Source organism: Halomonas cupida (genome assembly GCF_900142755.1).
In the GTDB taxonomy this organism is placed as follows: domain Bacteria; phylum Pseudomonadota; class Gammaproteobacteria; order Pseudomonadales; family Halomonadaceae; genus Halomonas; species Halomonas cupida.
Window position 1 is genome coordinate 583,997 of the sequence record NZ_FRCA01000001.1, and the last position, 18,670, is coordinate 602,666.

The 18,670-nt window shown below is 59.8% G+C and carries 12 protein-coding genes; 4 read left to right on the forward strand and 8 right to left on the reverse strand.

Annotated features, from left to right (window positions below; translation table 11 throughout):
* Nucleotides 1-15: 15 nt before the first annotated feature.
* The 5 genes from narI to BUE38_RS02510 form a co-directional block, all read right to left on the reverse strand.
* Entirely contained in the window at nucleotides 16-693 is a 678-nt protein-coding gene (narI, locus tag BUE38_RS02490) for a respiratory nitrate reductase subunit gamma (RefSeq protein ID WP_073433427.1), read from the reverse strand.
* A complete protein-coding gene (gene narJ / locus BUE38_RS02495; protein ID WP_073433428.1) occupies nucleotides 690-1,445 on the reverse strand; it encodes a nitrate reductase molybdenum cofactor assembly chaperone in 756 nt (251 codons plus the stop codon). The genes narI and narJ overlap by 4 nt, the downstream gene beginning before the upstream one ends.
* Nucleotides 1,438-2,994: a nitrate reductase subunit beta gene (gene narH / locus BUE38_RS02500; protein ID WP_073433429.1), complete on the reverse strand. Its 1,557-nt coding sequence runs from the start codon at nucleotides 2,992-2,994 to the stop codon at nucleotides 1,438-1,440. The genes narJ and narH overlap by 8 nt, the downstream gene beginning before the upstream one ends.
* The gene (locus BUE38_RS02505) at nucleotides 2,991-6,752 is read right to left on the reverse strand and encodes a nitrate reductase subunit alpha (RefSeq protein WP_073433430.1); all 3,762 of its coding nucleotides are present in this window, start codon (nucleotides 6,750-6,752) and stop codon (nucleotides 2,991-2,993) included. Before BUE38_RS02505 ends, narH begins: the two co-directional genes overlap by 4 nt.
* A gap of 75 nt (nucleotides 6,753-6,827) precedes the next feature.
* Complete coding sequence (locus BUE38_RS02510; protein ID WP_073433431.1) at nucleotides 6,828-9,482, reverse strand: nitrate/nitrite transporter; 2,655 nt, start codon at nucleotides 9,480-9,482, stop codon at nucleotides 6,828-6,830.
* A 245-nt stretch (nucleotides 9,483-9,727) separates the two neighbouring features.
* Between BUE38_RS02510 and BUE38_RS02515 the strand changes: the two genes are divergently transcribed.
* Entirely contained in the window at nucleotides 9,728-11,581 is a 1,854-nt protein-coding gene (locus tag BUE38_RS02515; protein WP_143166167.1) for a histidine kinase, read from the forward strand.
* 52 nt (nucleotides 11,582-11,633) lie between these two features.
* A complete protein-coding gene (gene narL / locus BUE38_RS02520; protein WP_073433433.1) occupies nucleotides 11,634-12,278 on the forward strand; it encodes a two-component system response regulator NarL in 645 nt (214 codons plus the stop codon).
* A 121-nt stretch (nucleotides 12,279-12,399) separates the two neighbouring features.
* On the opposite strand, the gene BUE38_RS02525 is transcribed toward narL, so the two are convergent.
* From BUE38_RS02525 to phhA, 3 genes are all read right to left on the reverse strand, one after another.
* Nucleotides 12,400-13,596: an amino acid aminotransferase gene (locus BUE38_RS02525; protein WP_073433434.1), complete on the reverse strand. Its 1,197-nt coding sequence runs from the start codon at nucleotides 13,594-13,596 to the stop codon at nucleotides 12,400-12,402.
* Entirely contained in the window at nucleotides 13,597-13,935 is a 339-nt protein-coding gene (locus BUE38_RS02530) for a 4a-hydroxytetrahydrobiopterin dehydratase (protein WP_073433435.1), read from the reverse strand. It lies immediately after the preceding gene.
* A gap of 72 nt (nucleotides 13,936-14,007) precedes the next feature.
* On the reverse strand, nucleotides 14,008-14,859 hold the full coding sequence (phhA, locus tag BUE38_RS02535; protein ID WP_073433436.1) for a phenylalanine 4-monooxygenase: 852 nt from the start codon (nucleotides 14,857-14,859) through the stop codon (nucleotides 14,008-14,010).
* 424 nt (nucleotides 14,860-15,283) lie between these two features.
* Here phhA and BUE38_RS02540 point away from each other — a divergent pair, with 424 nt between their 5' ends.
* Nucleotides 15,284-16,852, forward strand: coding sequence for a sigma-54-dependent transcriptional regulator (locus BUE38_RS02540; RefSeq protein WP_073433437.1), 1,569 nt, complete (start codon nucleotides 15,284-15,286; stop codon nucleotides 16,850-16,852).
* Nucleotides 16,853-17,224: 372 nt separating this feature from the next.
* Nucleotides 17,225-18,610 carry a hypothetical protein gene (locus BUE38_RS02545; protein ID WP_073433438.1) on the forward strand — a complete coding sequence of 462 codons (1,386 nt, stop codon included), beginning with the start codon at nucleotides 17,225-17,227 and terminating at the stop codon, nucleotides 18,608-18,610.
* Nucleotides 18,611-18,670 lie beyond the last annotated feature (60 nt).

Below are 18,670 nucleotides of genomic sequence, written 5' to 3' on the forward strand. Positions count from 1 at the left end.
GGTTGATACTTGCTGTCAGGCGCGGCGACGCACGATCTGGTAACGGCGCCCCAGGTACCCGAGTGGTGCACTCCAGACATGCACCAGGCGGGTGAAGGGGAAGACCAGCACGATGGTCAGGCCGAGCAGGATGTGGATGTGGTAGATCAGTCCCAGGCCTTCGAGGTGCGAGGCTGCGTTGCCCTGGAAGAACACGATGGCCTGGGCCCAGTCGGCCAGCTTGAGCATCACACCACCATCAAGGTGATGCATGGCGGCGGGAATGGTCAGTAGACCGAGGATGACCTGGGCGACCAGCATCACGATGATCAGATTGTCGCCGCAACTGGACGATGCCTTGACCCGTGGGTCGGTGAAACGGCGGTACGCCAGGGCGGCACCACCGACCAGGCACATCACGCCGGCGATACCGCCGACCAGGATGGCCATGATCTGCTTGTTGCCGGCGCTGATGAAGGGCGCATAGACCCAGTGTGGCGTGAGCAGGCCGGCCAGGTGACCGAAGAAGATCACCAGGATGCCGACATGGAACAGCGGGCTGGCCCAGCGCATGCGCTTCGCTGACAGCATCTGGCTCGAACCGGTCTTCCAGGTGTACTGGCCATGATCGAAGCGCATCAGGCTGCCGATCAGAAAGACGGCACCAGCCAGATAGGGGTAAAGGCCGAACAGCAGGGTGTGAAGGTAATTCATGACAGACCTCCAGGCGAGGGGAGCGGCGAGGAATCGGGCAGGCGAATGGTCTCGGGCTGGATATGCTGGCGGCGTTCGGCGAGGCGCTTGCCTTCCGCCGACTGCAGGGCGCAGTCCTGGTCGGAGTCGGCAGAGAAGCGCACGGCCTCCTCTTCCCAGACAGCATCGATGGCGGCGGGGGTGTTGTCCGCCGGTTCACTGTTGACCTGGTCGCGGTGCGTGTCGACATCGGCCTCTGCCCCGATCATGCACAGCAGGGTGAGGGGAATCAGTGACTGGCTGCAGTCATGCTTCTCCAGACGGGCCGTGAGCAGAGCGAGGATATGACAGATCTCGCCGACCCAGCGGGCGATATCCTCCTCGGAACGTGTCGACAGGAATTCCAGCAACAGCGGCAGATGGTCGGGTAGTTCGCGCTCGCCCAGCACGAAACCAGCGGCTTCGTACTCGGCCAGTAGATCGACCATGGCTTGGCCACGATCACGGGATTCCCCATGCACATGCTCGAACAGCAGCAGCGAGGTTGCGCGTCCCCGGTCGAACTGGGCGACATAGGCGGCCTGGCTGTCGAGCAGATCGGCCTCGGCGAGTTGCTGGCACCACGCCAGCAATTGCTGACGTGGTGCGGTGGCGGGTAGCGGCATGGATTCGATGGCCGAAACGACCTCGGGTAGCGCTTCGATCAGCGCAGCATCCGGGTAGTCCAGCAGTCGAGCCAACGCACGCATGCCGCGGGTGAGGGCATCAGCCATGGTTCACCTCCGAGTTTCGGGGGTCGTACTGCTCGACCTCGACCAGGGTGGTGGTCTGCTTGCGCCCACCGAACAGGCTGGTATCACTGGAACCGCCCTGGCAGCCGTTGCCGAAGGTGAAGCCGCAACCACCTCGTTCAGGGAAGGCTTCACGGGCCAGTTCGCGGTGGCTGGTGGGGATCACGAAGCGATCCTCGTAGTTGGCAATGGCCAGGTAGCGATACATGTCCTCGACCTGAGCCTCGCTGAGGCCGACCTCTTCCAGCACATCGAGGCGCTGTTCACCATCGACATGCTTGCCGCGCATGTACTCGCGCATGGCGATCATGCGCTTGAGGGCCTGAACGACCGGCGCCTCATCTCCGGCGGTGAGCATGTTGGCGAGGTACTTGACCGGAATCCGCAGCGATTCGATGTCGGGCAGAATACCCTTGTGCTCGACATGACCGGCGTCAACGGCGGATTGGATCGGCGACAGCGGCGGCACATACCAGACCATCGGCAGAGTGCGGTATTCCGGATGCAGCGGCAGGGCCAGTTGCCAGTCCATGGCCAGCTTGTAGACCGGTGACTGCTGGGCGGCCTTGATCACGTTGTCGGTGATACCGTCGCGCTTCGCCTGGGCGATGACCTCGGGATCGAAGGGGTCGAGGAAGATCTCACACTGGCGCTGGTACAGGTCGCGCTCATCCCGGGAGGATGCCACTTCCTCGATACGGTCAGCGTCATAGAGCAGCACACCGAGGTAACGAATGCGTCCGACACAGGTCTCGGAGCACACGGTCGGTTGGCCGGCTTCGATGCGGGGGTAGCAGAAGATGCACTTCTCGGATTTTCCGGACTTCCAGTTGTAGTAGATCTTCTTGTACGGACAGCCGGAGACACACATCCGCCAGCCCCGGCACTTGTCCTGGTCGATCAGTACAATGCCGTCTTCCTCGCGCTTGTAGATGGCTCCACTGGGGCAGGAGGCCACGCACGCTGGGTTGAGGCAGTGCTCACACAGGCGCGGGAGGTACATCATGAAGGTGTTCTCGAACTCCCCATAGATGTCGGCCTGGATCTGGTCGAAGTTGCTGTCCTTGCGACGCTTGGCGAACTCGGTACCGAGAATCTCTTCCCAGTTCGGCCCCCATTCGACCTTGTTCATGCGCTGACCGGAAATCAGCGAGCGCGGGCGAGCGGTGGGCTGATGCTCCCCCTTCTTCGCCTGATGCAGGTGCTGATAGTCGAAGGTAAACGGCTCGTAGTAATCGTCGATCTCCGGCAGATCCGGGTTGGCGAAGATATTCGCCAGTACCCGCCACTTGCCGCCGATCCGTGGCTCGATACTACCGTCGGCCTTGCGCATCCAGCCGCCTTTCCAGCGCTGCTGGTTCTCCCATTCCTTTGGATAGCCGACACCGGGTTTGGTCTCGACGTTGTTGAACCAGGCGTACTCGACGCCTTCGCGACTGGTCCAGACGTTCTTGCAGGTAATCGAGCAGGTATGGCAGCCGATACACTTGTCGAGGTTGAGCACCATGCCCACCTGGGAACGGATCTTCATTTGACGGCCTCCTGTACGCTGTCGTTGCCTTCTCCGTCGAGCCAGTCGATGTTCTTCATGCGCCGCACGATGACGAATTCATCGCGGTTGGAGCCCACGGTGCCGTAGTAGTTGAAGCCGTAGGACAACTGGCCGTAGCCGCCGATCATGTGGGTCGGTTTGGGGCACACCCGGGTCACCGAGTTGTGCATGCCGCCACGGGTACCGGTCACCTCGGAGCCCGGCATGTTGAGGATCCGCTCCTGGGCGTGGTACATCATCGCCATGCCGTTCTTGACGCGCTGACTGACCACCGCACGCGCGGCGATGGCACCGTTGGCGTTGTACAGCTCGATCCAGTCGTTGTCTTCGACGCCGATGGCGAGGGCATCATCCTCGGACAGCCAGACAATGGGGCCACCTCGCGACAGGGTCTGCATCAGCAGGTTGTCGGAGTAGGTGGAGTGGATACCCCACTTCTGGTGCGGCGTGATCCAGTTCAGCGCGATTTCCGGATTACCGTTGGACTTCTGTTCGGCCATGCTGCGGGTGGCGCGAGTGTCGATCGGCGGACGGTAGACCAGCAGGCTCTCGCCGAAGTCACGCATCCAGGCATGATCCTGATAGAACTGCTGACGACCGGAGACGGTACGCCATGGAATCAGTTCGTGGACATTGGTGTAGCCGGCGTTGTAGGACACATGCTCGTCTTCCAGGCCCGACCAGGTGGGGCTGGAGATGATCTTGCGCGGTTGAGCGACGACATCGCGGAAGCGGATCTTCTCCTCTTCCTTGGGCAGGGCGAGGTGGGTGTGGTCACGACCGGTGATCTTCGACAGGGCATCCCAGGCCTTCACTGCCACCTGACCATTGGTCTCCGGGGCCAGCGACAGAATCATCTCGGCGGCATCGATAGCGGTGTCGATCTGCGGCAGGCCTTTGGCCGGGCCATCCAGTTTGACGTGGTTGAGGCCACGCAGCAGCTCGACTTCCTTCTCGGTGTTCCAGCTGATGCCCTTGCCGCCGTTACCGATGCTCTCCAGCAGTGGTCCCACCGAGGTGAAACGCTCGTAAGTCTCGGGGTAGTTGCGCTTGACCTCGATCAGGCTGGGCATGGTCTTGCCGGGGATCGGTTCGCACTCGCCTTTCTTCCAGTCCAGCACTTCTGGCTGGGCCAGCTCTGACGGGGTGTCGTGCTGCAACGGCAGAGTCACCAGGTCGGTTTCCTCGCCCAGGTGGCCGATGCAGACCTCGGAGAATTTCTTCGCGATGCCCTTGTAGATGTCCCAGTCGCTGCGCGCCTCCCATGCTGGATCGGTGGCGGCGGTCAGCGGGTGGATGAAGGGGTGCATGTCCGAGGTATTGAGATCGTCCTTCTCGTACCAGGTCGCTGTCGGCAGCACGATATCCGAGTACAGGCAGGTGGTGGACATGCGAAAGTCGAGGGTGGTCAGCAGGTCGACCTTGCCCTCGGGAGCTTCCTCATGCCACACGACCTCTTCCGGCAGGGTCGCGCCGGTCTGTCCCAGATCCTTGCCCTGCACGCCATGACGGGTACCCAGCAGATACTTGAGCATGTACTCATGGCCCTTGCCGGAGCTGCCCAACAGGTTGGAGCGCCAGATGAACATGTTGCGCGGGAAGTTCTGCGGATTGTCCGGGTCTTCGGCGGCAAAGCCGAGATTGCCCTGCTTGAGCAGGTCGACGGTGTAGTCAGCGGTGGATTTTCCGGCATCGGCAGCCGCCTTCGCCAGGTGCAGCGGATTGGTGCCCAGCTGTGGGGCGGAAGGCAACCAGCCCATACGCTCGGAGCGCATATTGAAGTCGATCAGGCTACCGGAGTAGCGTGAAGGATCGGCTAGCGGAGAGAGGATCTCCTTGACCTCGAGCTTCTCATAGCGCCACTGACTTGAGTGGTTGTAGAAGAACGAGGTGCCGTTCATGTGACGCGGCGGGCGCTGCCAATCGAGCCCGAAGGCCAGCGGGGTCCAGCCGGTCTGCGGGCGCAGCTTCTCCTGCCCGACATAGTGCGACCATCCACCGCCGCTCTGACCGACACACCCGCACAGGATCAGCATATTGATCAGGCCGCGGTAGTTCATGTCCATGTGGTACCAGTGGTTCATTCCGGCACCGACGATGATCATGCTGCGACCGTTGGTCTTGTCGGCGTTGCTGGCGAACTCACGGGCGATGCGGATGCACTGGGCGGCGCTGACCCCGGTGATCTTCTCCTGCCAGGCTGGCGTGTAGGGACGCACCTGGTCGAAGCTGGTGGCACCGTCGTCCTCGCCTTCGGCGCCGAAACCACGGTCGATCCCGTAATTGGCACACATCAGGTCGAATACCGTCACCGCCAGCGTCTCGCTGCCATCGGCGAGCTTCAGACGCTTGGCCGGCAGGCAGTGATGCAGGATCTCGTTGCCTTCGACATGATTGAAGTGCTCATGCTCGATGCCGCCGAAATAGGGGAAGGCCACGCGAGCAACGCTGTCGTGACTGTCCGCCAGACTCAGGCGCAACTGAGTGTCCTTGCCGTCAGCGTCCAGTTCCTCGAGGTTCCACTTGCCTTTCTCTCCGTCCTCGCCCCAACGGAACCCGATCGAGCCCAACGGAACCACCAGTTGGTCGCGCTGCTCATCCCAGGCGACGGTTTTCCATTCAGGGTTGTTGGACTGCCCCAGGCTGGCTTCGAAGTCCGCCGCCCGCAGCTGCCGGCCCGGCACATAGCTGCCGTCTTCACGCTGCTCGAGCTGCACCAGGCATGGCATGTCGGTGTAGCGGCGCACATAGTCGGTGAAGTAACTGCTCGGCTTGTCGAGGTGGAATTCCTTGAGGATCACATGGCCCATGGCGATGGCCAGGGCCGCATCGGTGCCCTGTTTGGCCGACAGCCATTCGTCGGTGAGCTTGGAGACCTCGGCATAGTCCGGGGTGATCGAGACCGTCTTGGTGCCCTTGTAGCGGACCTCGGTGAAGAAGTGCGCATCCGGGGTACGGGTCTGGGGCACGTTGGAGCCCCAGGCAATGATATAGCCAGAGTTGTACCAGTCGGCGGATTCCGGCACATCGGTTTGTTCGCCCCAGGTCTGGGGGGAAGAGGGCGGAAGATCGCAGTACCAGTCGTAGAACGACAGGCAGGCACCGCCGATCAGTGACAGATATCGGGCACCGGCGGCATAGGAGACCATCGACATGGCGGGAATCGGCGAGAAGCCGATGACGCGGTCGGGTCCGAAGCTCTTGATGGTATAGACGTTGGCCGCGGCAATCAGTGTCTGGACTTCATCCCAGTCGGCGCGTACGAAACCGCCCATGCCACGGGCACGCTTGTACTGGTTGGCGAGGATCGGGTCCTCGACAATGGAGGCCCAGGCATTGACCGGGTCGGGGTGGACTTCCAGCGCACGGCGCCACAGCTTGACCAGTTGCTGACGAATCAGCGGGTACTTGAGGCGATTGGCGCTGTACAGATACCAGGAATAGCTGGCGCCCCGTGGGCAGCCGCGCGGCTCGTGGTTGGGAAGATCGGCTCGGGTGCGTGGATAGTCGGTCTGCTGGGTTTCCCAGGTGACCAGGCCGTTCTTGACATAGATCTTCCAGCTGCAGGATCCGGTGCAATTGACTCCATGGGTGGAGCGGACAATCTTGTCGTGCTGCCAGCGGGCACGATAACCGTCTTCCCAGTCGCGTGTTTCGTCACGGGTTTCGCCGTGGCCACCCGCAAACTGGGGAGGACGCCTGGTGAGATATCTCAGGCGATCGAGAAAGTGGCTCATGTGGTTTCTCCTCAATGGGCCGCCCCGCTCGGGGCGGCCATGCTGGAAGGTCCTGGGTCTTGATGAGTAGGTGCGTTAGGTACGGATTTCGGCGCCCTTGCGGCTGTAGAAGAACCAGGTCAACGCCGTGCAGGCGGCATAGAACACGATGAAGCCGATCAGCGCTGCACCTACGCCGCCGGTCATATCGATGGAAGTGCCGAATGCCTTGGGAATGAAGAAGGCGCCATAGGCAGCGATGGCCGAGGTAAAGCCGATGGTTGCTGCGGACTCGCGCTCGGCGTGGGGCAACTGTTCCTCAGCCGAAAGATCCGGCATCAGACGTGCGACCTCGTGACGGAATATCGACGGAATCATCTGGAAGGTGCTGGCATTACCGACGCCGGTGGCGAGGAACAGCAGCATGAAAGAGCCGAAGAAGCCGTAGAAGCCGAAGCTGGCATCCTTGTTGGCAAGGAAGTACATAACGCCGATCACGCCAAGGATCATGGTGATGAAGCTCCAGAAGGTCACCCTTGCTCCACCGAAACGATCGGACAGACCACCACTCCAGGCTCGGCTGAGGGCTCCGACCAGCGGGCCGAGGAAGGCGAACTGCAGGGCATCAATGGCCGGAAACTGGGTCTTGGTCAACAGCGGGAAGGCTGCCGAGAAGCCGATGAAGCTGCCGAAGGTGCCGGTATACAGCACACACATCAGCCAGTTGTGCTTGCGCTTGAAGATTACCGCCTGTTCAGCGAAGGATGCCCTGGCGCTGGCGATGTCGTTCATGCCGAACCAGGCAGCAACGGTTGAAAGGGCTATCAGCGGCACCCAGACGAAGCCGGCGTTCTGCAACCACAGCTCACCACCGGTCACAGTCGGTTGCCCATCACCGGTGAAGGCGACGAAGGCTCCAGTGGAGATGACCACGGGCACCAGGAATTGCATGACGGAGACGCCGAGGTTACCGAGGCCGGCATTCATGGCCAGTGCCTTGCCCTTCTCGCGCTTGGGGTAGAAGAACGAGATATTGGCCATGCTCGAGGCGAAGTTGCCGCCACCGAAGCCACACAGCAGGGCAAGGATCGCCATCACCAGATAAGGTGTCTCGGGGTTCTGCACCGCGAAGCCGATCCAGGCGGCAGGCAGCAGCAGCGACGCAGTGGAAATAGCGGTGAAGCGGCGTCCACCGAAGATCGGCACCATGAAGCTGTAGAACACACGGAAGGTGGCGCCTGACAAGCCGGGCAGGGCGGCCAGCCAGAACAGCTGGTTGGGGCTGTAGTTGAAGCCGACCTGGGGCAGCTTGGCCACCACCACGGACCACACCATCCATACCGAGAAGGCCAGCAACAGGCAGGGAATCGATGTCCACAGATTGCGTGTAGCGATACGCTTGCCGGTGGCTTCCCAGAAACTCTCGTCTTCGGGATGCCACTCGGTCAGCACGAACGAGCCGGGAGAGGAAAGCTCCGGCAGGTCAGTGGATTCACAGCGGTCGCGGGCCTCGATGCGTTCGATGCGCACAATGGCGAAGTGCATCCACAGCAGCGCCGTTGTGACGATCACGAACAACAGCATGAAACAGCTCTGCCAGATACCGATCACATCGTTGAGCATGCCGAAGGTCAGAGGCAGGAAGAACCCTCCCAGGCCGCCTACCATGCCCACCATTCCGCCTACCACACCGACATTCTTCGGATAGTAGACCGGGATGTGCTTGAACACTGCCGCCTTGCCCAGCGACATGAAGAAGCCCAGCACCATCGTCAGCAGGATGAATCCGACCAGTGGCATGGTGAGGGAGAAGGTGACCGGGCCATGTACGCCCTTGACGATGTAGTCGGTGGGTGGGTAGCTGAGCAGGAAGGTGCACAGCACCGAAGCCAGAAAAGTCCAGTACATTACCCGGCGTGCGCCGTAGCGGTCGGACATCCAGCCGCCGAGGATACGGAACAGTGAGGCGGGTATGGTGTAGAGCGCAGCGACGATACCGGCCGCGGCGAGGCTCAGGCCGTACACTTCGATCAGGTAGTGGGGTAGCCACAGAGCCAGGGCGACGAAGGCACCGAACACGAAGAAATAGTAGAGCGAGAACCGCCATACGCGCATATCGCTCAGCGGTGCCAGTTGCTCACTCAGCGATAGCCTGTTGGCGGTATGCTGTGCAGAGCGGGGGTCATCCTTTGCGAGCAGCAGGAAGGCCACACCCATGATGGCCATGATGGAGGCGTAGATGACCGCCGTGCCTTTCCAGCCCATGGCCATCATCAGGAAGGGCGCACCGAAGTTGGTGACGGCGGCGCCAACGTTACCGGCCCCGAAGATACCCAGTGCGGTTCCCTGGCGTTCCTTCTCGAACCATGTCGAGGTATAGGCCACTCCGACGATGAAGGAGCCGCCGGCAAGCCCGACGCCCAGGGCACCGACCAGCAGCATCGGGTAGCTGTTGGCAAAGGTGAGTAGGTAGACGCAGGCGGCGGTGGCCAGCATCAGCAGGCTGAATATCCAGCGTCCACCGAAGCGGTCGGTGAGTACGCCGAGGAAAAGTCGAGAAATGGAGCCGGTCAGGACCGGAGTGGCCATGAGCAGGCCGAGCTGCGTATCGGAGAGGGCAAAATCTTCCTTGATCTGAATGCCGAGGATGGAAAACAGCGTCCAGACAGCGAAGCACAGAGTGAAGGCGAGAGTGGATATCCCTAACGCTCTGTGTTGCTGTGCCCGAGAGACTGGTTCGTGATTAACCATGGGCTTTCCTTATGGAAAAGTGAGAAAAATCCGACACCATTTTGCTACTATGTGGCGATATGCCTGTTGATAGTGGTCAACACCTCGCGTCTTTATTTTGTGCGTTGAAACCTCGTTACCTCACAAGAGGTATCTGTTGATAACGATTAATGATGAATGATAGAGGGGAGCCAGAGCGGATTTAAGATGTATGCGGGGGAGTTGTTCGTTTCTGTGATGTAAGTCAAATATTGGAAGCCGGTAACGTGAAGCCCACCTTTTCCATTCGTAGGTCGCTGATATTGAGAATGTTTCTCGCTATGGCGGCCATATCATCACTGGCTTTGATCGGTCTGCTCGGGTCCATCGTGATTGCCAAGAGCGCAGGTGGGTATGCAGATGCCATCAATCAGGCCGGCTCGTTGCGCATGCAGGCCTATCGTTTGATGTCGACCTCGGAACGGGTGTCGGCGCACCATCCACGCATGAGCTGGCAGATTGAACATCTGCAGGCCACTCTCGTGGCACCGTCCATCGTCGGACTTATCCCCGAGAAATCCGAAGGAGCTCTGGGACAGGCTTATGACAGTGTTCTTGAATCCTGGCGAAATGAGTTGCTTCCTGCGCTTGAAGATGACGTGTCCAGTAATAATCAAGCTATGAACGAAATTGTCGAAGACTTCGTCAGTCGCGTGGATGTATTTGTAGGAAATCTTCAAAAGAATGCCGAGAAAAAAGTAGTCTTGTTGGAAGTTTTTCAGGGCGCTTCTGTAACCATTCTTGTTTCAATAATGGTGATGGTTGCTTACCACATAATCTGTGGGGTCATGCCGCCATTTAGAGAGCTTGTTGGTGTAGTTAATGGCGTGATGGTGGGTGATTTCTCCGGAAGAACAACCTACCGTGGAAACGACGAGCTGGGGCTGCTTTCTCGGACGATAAACAAGATGAATGCCAGTCTGTCGGAGATGTATGGCCAGCTCGAGAAGCGTGTGGCAGCCAAGACACATGAGCTGAAGCGCAGCAACGAAGCATTGCGCATGTTGTATCTGACCGCACGCCGTCTGAATGGCATCAATCCTCTGACCCAGGATGAGCTGATCGATGTGCTCCATCAACTGGAGTCGGTGACGGATGAAGGGCCTTTTGAGCTATGTCTGTCGCTGGGAGCGGGGCAGGATGAAGTCGTCCTTCTATCGTCCAGATGCCATGGCACACAGGGACGACAAGGCACCATGGTGTCGGAGGATTCCTGGAACACCACCTCAGCATGCAGTGATGCCACTTTCTCGGAAGAGGGAGGCAATGCCTACGCCGTACGTGTACGGGAGGCCGGTCGGGATTATGGTGAACTTCGGGTGATTCAACCGCCAGGCCATATGTTGGCGCAGTGGAAGATCGAGCTGATTGAAACGGTCGCAGGCCTGATTGCAGCGACCCTGTCCCTGTCGGAAAAGGCCAACGAGCAGCGCCGGTTGGCGTTGATGGATGAGCGTGCGGTAATTGCCCGGGAGCTGCATGATTCCCTGGCGCAGTCCCTGTCCTACTTGAAGATTCAGGTGACCCGTCTTCAGATGCAGTTCGATCGACAACGTTACGATGATGTCGCTCAGGTAGTGGCAGAGCTGCGCCATGGACTGAACTCGTCCTATCGCCAGTTGCGAGAACTGCTCAACACCTTTCGGCTGCGAATCAACGAAGCCGGTCTTGAGGCGGCGTTGAACGAGGCTGTGGAAGAGTTTGCCAAGCGTGGTGAGTTGCAGATCAGTGTGCGTGGTCAGTGGGGTAGGCTGCCGCTGTCACCCAACGAGGAAATCCACGTACTGCAGATAGTGCGCGAAGCTCTGTCCAATGTGGTGCGTCATGCAAAAGCCAACGCCTGCGAAATCAGCCTGTCCATTGACGATGATCAAGTGCATGTTCTGTCGATAAGGGATGATGGCGTGGGTATTGGGGCAGAATCGGAGTCCGACATATCTCACGGTATGGCGATCATGGAAGAACGGGCGAGAAGTTTGAATGGCTCCCTGGAGATCAGGTCCGCGTCGCCAAGCGGCATCGTTGTATCCGTCCGGTTTCTGCCGAGCGCGTTGAAACGATTGCCGGCAGTGGTCGGCTGACAGAGGTGTAGGGAAAAAATATGGTCATTTCAATAACGTAACGAGGCCAATAATGAGCATTCTTCGTTTGATGATCGTCGATGATCATCCTCTTTTCCGCCGCGGTGTGCGACAGCTTGTCGATATGGACCCTGGCCTGGTGGTGGTCGGCGAGGCTTCCGATGGCGCGGAAGCGGTGCGCAAGGCCGTGGACCTGGCGCCCAACCTCATCCTGCTTGACCTCAACATGCAGCCAATGGATGGCATCGAAGTGCTGCGGCGAATGCGTGATGCCCGCGTCAAGAGTCGGATTGTCATGTTGACGGTATCGGACGCCGATGAAGATGTGGTGCGTGCGCTCAAGGAAGGAGCGGATGGTTACCTGCTCAAGGACATGGACCCTGAAGATGTGTTGCGGCTGATTCGCGATGCTGCCCACGGTCAGGTGGTACTCGGGCCGCAGATGGCTTCGTTGCTGGCCAGTGTGGTCAAGGGTGAGTTGCCGTCATCGGCAGACGATGGTATGTCATCACTGACCGCTCGCGAACGGGATATCCTGCGCACTCTTGCGCGCGGCCTGTCGAACAAGATGATTGCCCGTGAGCTGGATATCGCCGAAGGAACCGTCAAGGTTCACGTCAAGCACCTCTTCAAGAAGCTCGATCTGAGGTCGCGGGTGGAAGCCGCCGTCTGGGCGACCAAGCATGGGCTGGGGTGAGCGAGCGACAAGTCGCTCGAGCTGTAAGTCACCAGCTATAAGCGGTAAGTAACAAAAAACCCCGAAACCATGTGGTCTCGGGGTTTGATCTGCTTACAGCTTACAGCTTACAGCTTACAGCTCAGGCCTTGCCGTTGACGGTCGCCACTGCCTTGGCGATATAGGGCAGGTTCTCGTTGGAGAAGCCGGCGACGTTGGCGCGGCCGGAGCGCACCATGTAGATGCCGAATTCATCACGCAGGCGGTCGACCTGTTCCGGTGTCAGACCGGTGTAGGAGAACATGCCTCGCTGTTCGGCGATGTGAGCGTATTTCTCGTCGAGCCCGTAGGGCTTGAGGGCTTCCACGAAATCGCGACGCAGGGTGTTGATGCGGTCGCGCATTTCGGTGAGTTCCTCGCGCCAGATCTTCTCCAGCTCGGCGGAGTGCAGGATTTCAGCAACGATGGAGCCGCCATGGGCCGGAGGGTTGGAGTAGTTCTCGCGTGCCACGATGGCGATCTGCGAGCGAACGTTCTCCATCTCCTCGTTGTCCTTCGCTACCACGATCAGCGCACCGGTACGCTCGTTGTAGATACCGAAGTTCTTCGAGCAGGAGCTGGTGATCAGCACGCTTTCGAGGTTCTCGGCCAGCAGACGAACGGCGTAGGCGTCCTCGTCCAGGCCTTCGGCGAAGCCCTGGTAGGCGAAGTCGACCAACGGCAGCAGGTCACGCTGCTGGACCACTTCGAGCACCTGTTGCCACTGCTGCTGATTGAGGTCGAAGCCTGTGGGGTTGTGGCAGCAGGCATGCAGCACCACCACGTCGCCCTGGGGGATCTGCTTCAGGGCACTGAGCATGCCGTTGAAGTCGAGACGGTTGTCGGCGTCGACATAGGGATACTTGTGCAGCTCGATACCGGCAGCTGTGAAGATGCCATGGTGATTCGGCCAGGTCGGATCACTGACCCAGATGCCCTTGCCGGGCAGTTGGCTGGCCACGAAGTCAGCGGCCAGACGCAGTGCACCGGTACCGCCGGGGGACTGAGTAACGCTTGCGCGGCCGGCCGCGAGGACCGGAGAGTCTTCACCGAGCACCAGCGGCAGCACGACTTCGCCGTAGGACGGCGCGCCATGAGAGCCGATATAGGTCTTGGTGGTCTCGTTCTTGAGCAGCAGGGCCTCGGCCTCCTTGACCGCACGCATTACCGGAGTGGACCCCTGCGCATCGCGGTAGACGCCGACGCCTAGATCGACCTTCTGGGGGTTGGTGTCCTTCCTGAAGGCTTCGATGAGCCCGAGGATCGCATCCCCGGGGACCCGCTCAATCTTCTCGAACATTTACTTGACTACCTCGTCGGTTCTGGCTGCCAGGATGAAATCATTCTTGTGCAGACCCTTCATTTCGTGTGACCACCAGGTCACGGTGACCTTGCCCCACTCGGTGAGCAGAGCAGGGTGATGACCCGCTTCCTCGGCAATCTCGCCAACCTTGTTGGTGAATTCCAGGGCCTGACGGAAGTTGCGGAACTTGTAGCTCCGCTCCAGTTGCATGATGCCATCGCGATCGACGATCTGCCACTCGGGGATGGCCTCGTGCCACTCTCTGATTTCGCTTTCGGAGGCGTGCGGGGCGTCCCAGCTGCAGGCTTCACACTGTTGTTCAGATAGTTGGCTCATGTTGACTCCGCTTGTATTGACTTCGTTGGGGGGCTGTAAGGAAAGAATAGCGGTCGTGGATGGTTGTGATGGTCAGTGCGTGCTCGCCTTTGGAGGAAAGTGAGGCTCGAACAGCCCCATGTCTCTCGCCTGTTCGACCATTGCCATGATGTCGCGTTGAGCAAGGTCGTGGAGGGTATCCAGGCCGTTGAGAACGTAGTAGAGCGGTTGCAGGATGTCGATGCGATAGGGCGTACGCAGCGCGTCCACGGCATCAAAGGGCGAATGCATCGGCACATCCGACAGAGCGTGCAGGGTTTCCTTCGGTGACGAGATGATGCCGCCACCGTAGATGCGTCGACCCTGGGGCGTATCGACCAGACCGAACTCGACGGTCATCCAGTACAGCCGGGCCAGGTAGACGCGATCCCGGGGCTCGGCCTTGAGACCCAACTGCCCATAGATGGCGGTGAACTCGGCAAATGCCGGGTTGGTGAGCATCGGGCAGTGGCCGAAGATTTCATGGAAGATATCCGGCTCCTTGAGGTAGTCCATTTCTTCCGGTGTGCGGATGAAGGTCGCCACCGGGAAGCGGCGGTTGGCAAGCAACTCGAAGAACGTATCGAAGGGGATCAGCGCCGGTACCTGGGCGGTTTCCCAGCCGGTCGCCTCACGCAGCACACGGTCGACATCGGCGAGCTGGGGAATGTGATCAACAGGCAATGCCAGACGCTCGAGGCCATCGAGGTATTCCTGACACACGCGGCCCTCGATCAATTTCAGTTGGCGCTCCATCAGTTGCTGCCAGGTATGATTCTCTTCCGCGCTCCAGTGGATGATGCCATCGTCATCAGGCATATGGGCCTGATAGGCCGTCCCCTTGCTGGCAGCCTTGTGGGTCTCGGCGGCGCTGGCCTGACTGGTCGGTGACTGCGGTGCATTCATGACATCTCCCCCCTGACCTGGTGGTCGTGTATTGGCATTGTTCTCAAGGCGTGTTGGTTGAGGCGTAAAGGCATGGCATGGCGTTTTCCACCAGGCGACAGTCGCCTGGTGCCTCGTCGTAGCCTGTCTGTGGCAAGTGTCTATTGGCAGTCTACTGTGCCAATTCAGCGGGATGTGGCTGGGCATGATGACCGAGAGGAGTCGGTGAAAGAGATATCGTCAAGAATCTGTTACAGCGTGAGGGCGGAGTGAGGGACTACGACCAAAGCATCGCGACTCGGGCCTGGATGGTGCGTATCCTGTCACGTAATCTTGACAGTCCAGTCAGCCTGGCCTGACAGAAATATTCGCCAGGCAGCCTGGCTGCCTATCAACATGCCCATCAAGAAACGCGCCCCGACAACAACAAGCTCAAGGACCCTGAATGCGCTTGAGATTTCATTGCCAGAATCGCATCGGCATTCTGCGCGATATCGTTGCTCATTTTGCCGACTACGGACTCAATGTGGCCCGTGGAGAAGTCGGAGGTGAGCACGGCAACGCCATCTATCTGTACGTTCCCAATCTGCTCAATGCGCAGCTGGCGACTCTGAAACCCGAGCTGGAAGCGGTGCCGGGTGTGTTCGGTGTGCGCCGAGTCAGTTTGATGCCCAGTGAGCGACGCCATCTGGAGCTCGATGCTCTGCTGTCGTCGCTGACGGACCCGGTCATGTCCATCGATATGGAGGGTCACCTGGTAGCGGCCAATCGAGCTGCCAGTCAGCTGTTGGGAGTGCGTGTCGATGAAGTTCCTGGGCTGTCACTGGATCGCTATCTGCCGGACCTTGATCTGCCCGAGCTGATTCGCCGCAACAATGCCCGTGTCAATGGGTTGCGCATTCATCTGCGCGAGTCGACTTTCCTCGCCGACATTGCGCCCCTGCACCGTGAGAACCACGATGATGTCGCCTCGCTGGCCGGTGCCGTTGTCACCCTGCATAGCGTTGATCGTATCGGTGAGCGCATCTACCAGGTGCAGCGTCAGGAGTTCCGTGGCTTCGAAGCCATGTTCTCGGCCAGCCCGAGGCTTTCGGCACTGATTCATGAAGCGCGGCGTATGGCGCCATTGGACGCTCCCTTGCTGATCACCGGTGAAACCGGGACCGGCAAGGAAGTGTTGGCCCGTGCCTGCCACCTGGCCAGCCATCGTGGCCAGGCGCCTTTCATGGCACTCAATTGTGCCGGATTGCCGGAGTCCATGGCGGAAACCGAGCTGTTCGGTTACGCGCCGGGGGCCTTCGATGGTGCGCGTCCGGAGGGAAAGCTGGGGCTGCTGGAACTGACGGCGGGGGGCACCATCTTCCTTGATGAGGTGGGTGAGATGAGCCCTCGCCTGCAGGGCAAGTTATTGCGCTTTCTGCAGGATGGCGGCTTCCGGCGAGTCGGTAGTGATGAAGAGACTTACCTGGATGTTCGGGTAATCTGTGCCACTCAGCAGGACCTGCTGTCGCTGAGTCAGAGCGGAGAATTCCGCCAGGACCTCTATCATCGCCTCAATGTGCTGTCGCTGGCGGTGCCTGCGCTGCGTGAATGCCTGGATGGCATGGAGCCATTGGCAAGGCATTTCATCGATCGTGCCTCGCGCCAGATCGGTTGTCGCCTGCCGGAGCTGTCGTCGGCAGCCCTGGCAAGGATGGCCAACTACCATTGGCCGGGGAACGTACGACAGCTGGAAAATGTGCTCTTTCAGGCAGTGTCGCTGTGCGAAACCGGGACCATTGAGCCTTCCCATCTACGTCTACCGGATGCTGGAGCTCCTGTCGGGCTGGCCGGCCTCGAACTGGACGGCAAACTGAGTGATATTGTCGCCGAGGTGGAGCGCAGGGTGCTAAGCGCGCTTTATCCGCAGCATCCGTCCAGTCGTCAGTTGGCGAAAAGGCTGGGAGTCTCGCATACCACCATTGCCAACAAGCTGAATCGTTATGGCATCGGTCAGAGTCACAGTGACCAATGATGCCCTTACGGAGATGTCTCCTGGTTGGGTGGCACGAGTCGAGGTGGCATGACTCGAGGTGGCATGAGTCATAGCGCCATGACCGGACGGCATGAACCTGGCATAATATGCGGCTCTGTTGTCCTCCGAGACGTTCGTTGATGCAGGTCCAGTCCGCGGCGTATCTGGCCATCGATTTCCAGGACCGTTCATGACCATCAATTTCCAGGACCGTTCATGACTATCGATTTCCAGGACCGTTCATGACTATCGATTTCCAGGACCGTTCATGACTATCAATTTCCAGGACCGTTCATGACTATCAATTTCCAGGACCGTTCATGACTATCAATATCCAGGACCGTTCATGACTATCAATCTCCAGGACCGTTCATGACTGCATGGAGCAAACTGCTGGTCGCGACCACGCGGCTGATCGATCTTCACGATAGTGGACATGAGCCGGGGTCGCCCTTTGTTCAGGTCAGTCAGGAGAGTCGCCGCGGTCTGCGAGATGGCTATTGGCTCGATCTGGGGTGCCTGCTGCTCGATTATCTGTTGGATGTGGACTTCGCCACCAATAGCGCCTTTGTCTCCCAGACTCGTTGCCTGGGGGCCTTGCGCGAGCACTATCCCGAACTCTGTCACGACGACCTGAGCTTCGTCATCAATCTGCTGGCCACGCCGAGCGAGCTGCATCTACGCGATGAGGATGAGCAAGGCGGGCGCTTGCGTCGCAGTACCAAGCGTACGGCGCTGATCGAGAAGCAGGGACAGACGGGGCAGGTGCGCCTGACTCCCAGTGGTCGCCAGGCGGTGACGCTGGCCAGTTCGGTGGAGGATCTGCTGTATTCGGAATACGACGCGGCCAAGGTGCTGGCGGCGCTGGCACGGGGAGACTTCGCTCGAGTGCCGGATATCACCAACCAGATTCTGCTGGCCATTCGCGGGTTGACTCAGGAACTGCGCCGGGTGCGCGAGAATCCCACACGGGAAGGCAAGTTGTCGGTGCTGCTTGATAACGAGCGGCATTATCACAATGCACTGTCGAGCATTCAGCGCACTCTATTGGACGCGCGTGGTCAGTTGGCCACGCCACCGTTGATGGCGCGCTTCGATGACTGGCAGCAGCATCAGGATGATGACTGGGATCTGCGAGTGTTGTCGAGCGCCATCGGACGCGTGCTGACGGCGATCGAGAACCTGTCACGACGGCTTTCCGAGCTGATTGCCGATATCGCCGAAGGGCGAGTGCAGTCCATGGGGGTGGTCGACTTCAGTGACCTGGCCGCCCGGTTGCTGGCCGCACCCCCGCGCCCGCGCGTCACGGAGCCGCTGGTCAAGCGCATGATGCCGTTCTTCCAGGCCGTGGCCTTTCCGCAACCAACCCCGCTGGTGCCGCTGTTGGAAACGCGTCGTGCCGAATCGAGTTCGGTGGCACTGGTCTATGACGAATCCCTTGATGCCAGTCCCGAGGAAACTCGTCTGGCGCGTTTTCTGGCCGCGCGAGGTGGCGAACTGCGCAAGCGAGTGGCCGAGGCGCCGCTGTCGCTGCCCGAAGCGTTGGCTGAAGGCTGGCACCTCGATGGCAGTGAGGATTGCCTGCCCCAGTTGATCAATACCTTTGTCGATACCGGACTGTTGTCCGAGTCGCTGGTGGTGGGGATCGAATATCGCCCCTTCCGGCTAACGCTGGATGACGGGCGGGTCATCGATGGTCCCGTGACACCAACGCTGCGACAGGTCGAGCCCGATAACGCGGCGCCGACCCGCAATTGACTGTTCTGCGCTGGCCTGCTGAGCGAAATGGCAGACCAGTTGCCAAGCGAATTTTCAGGG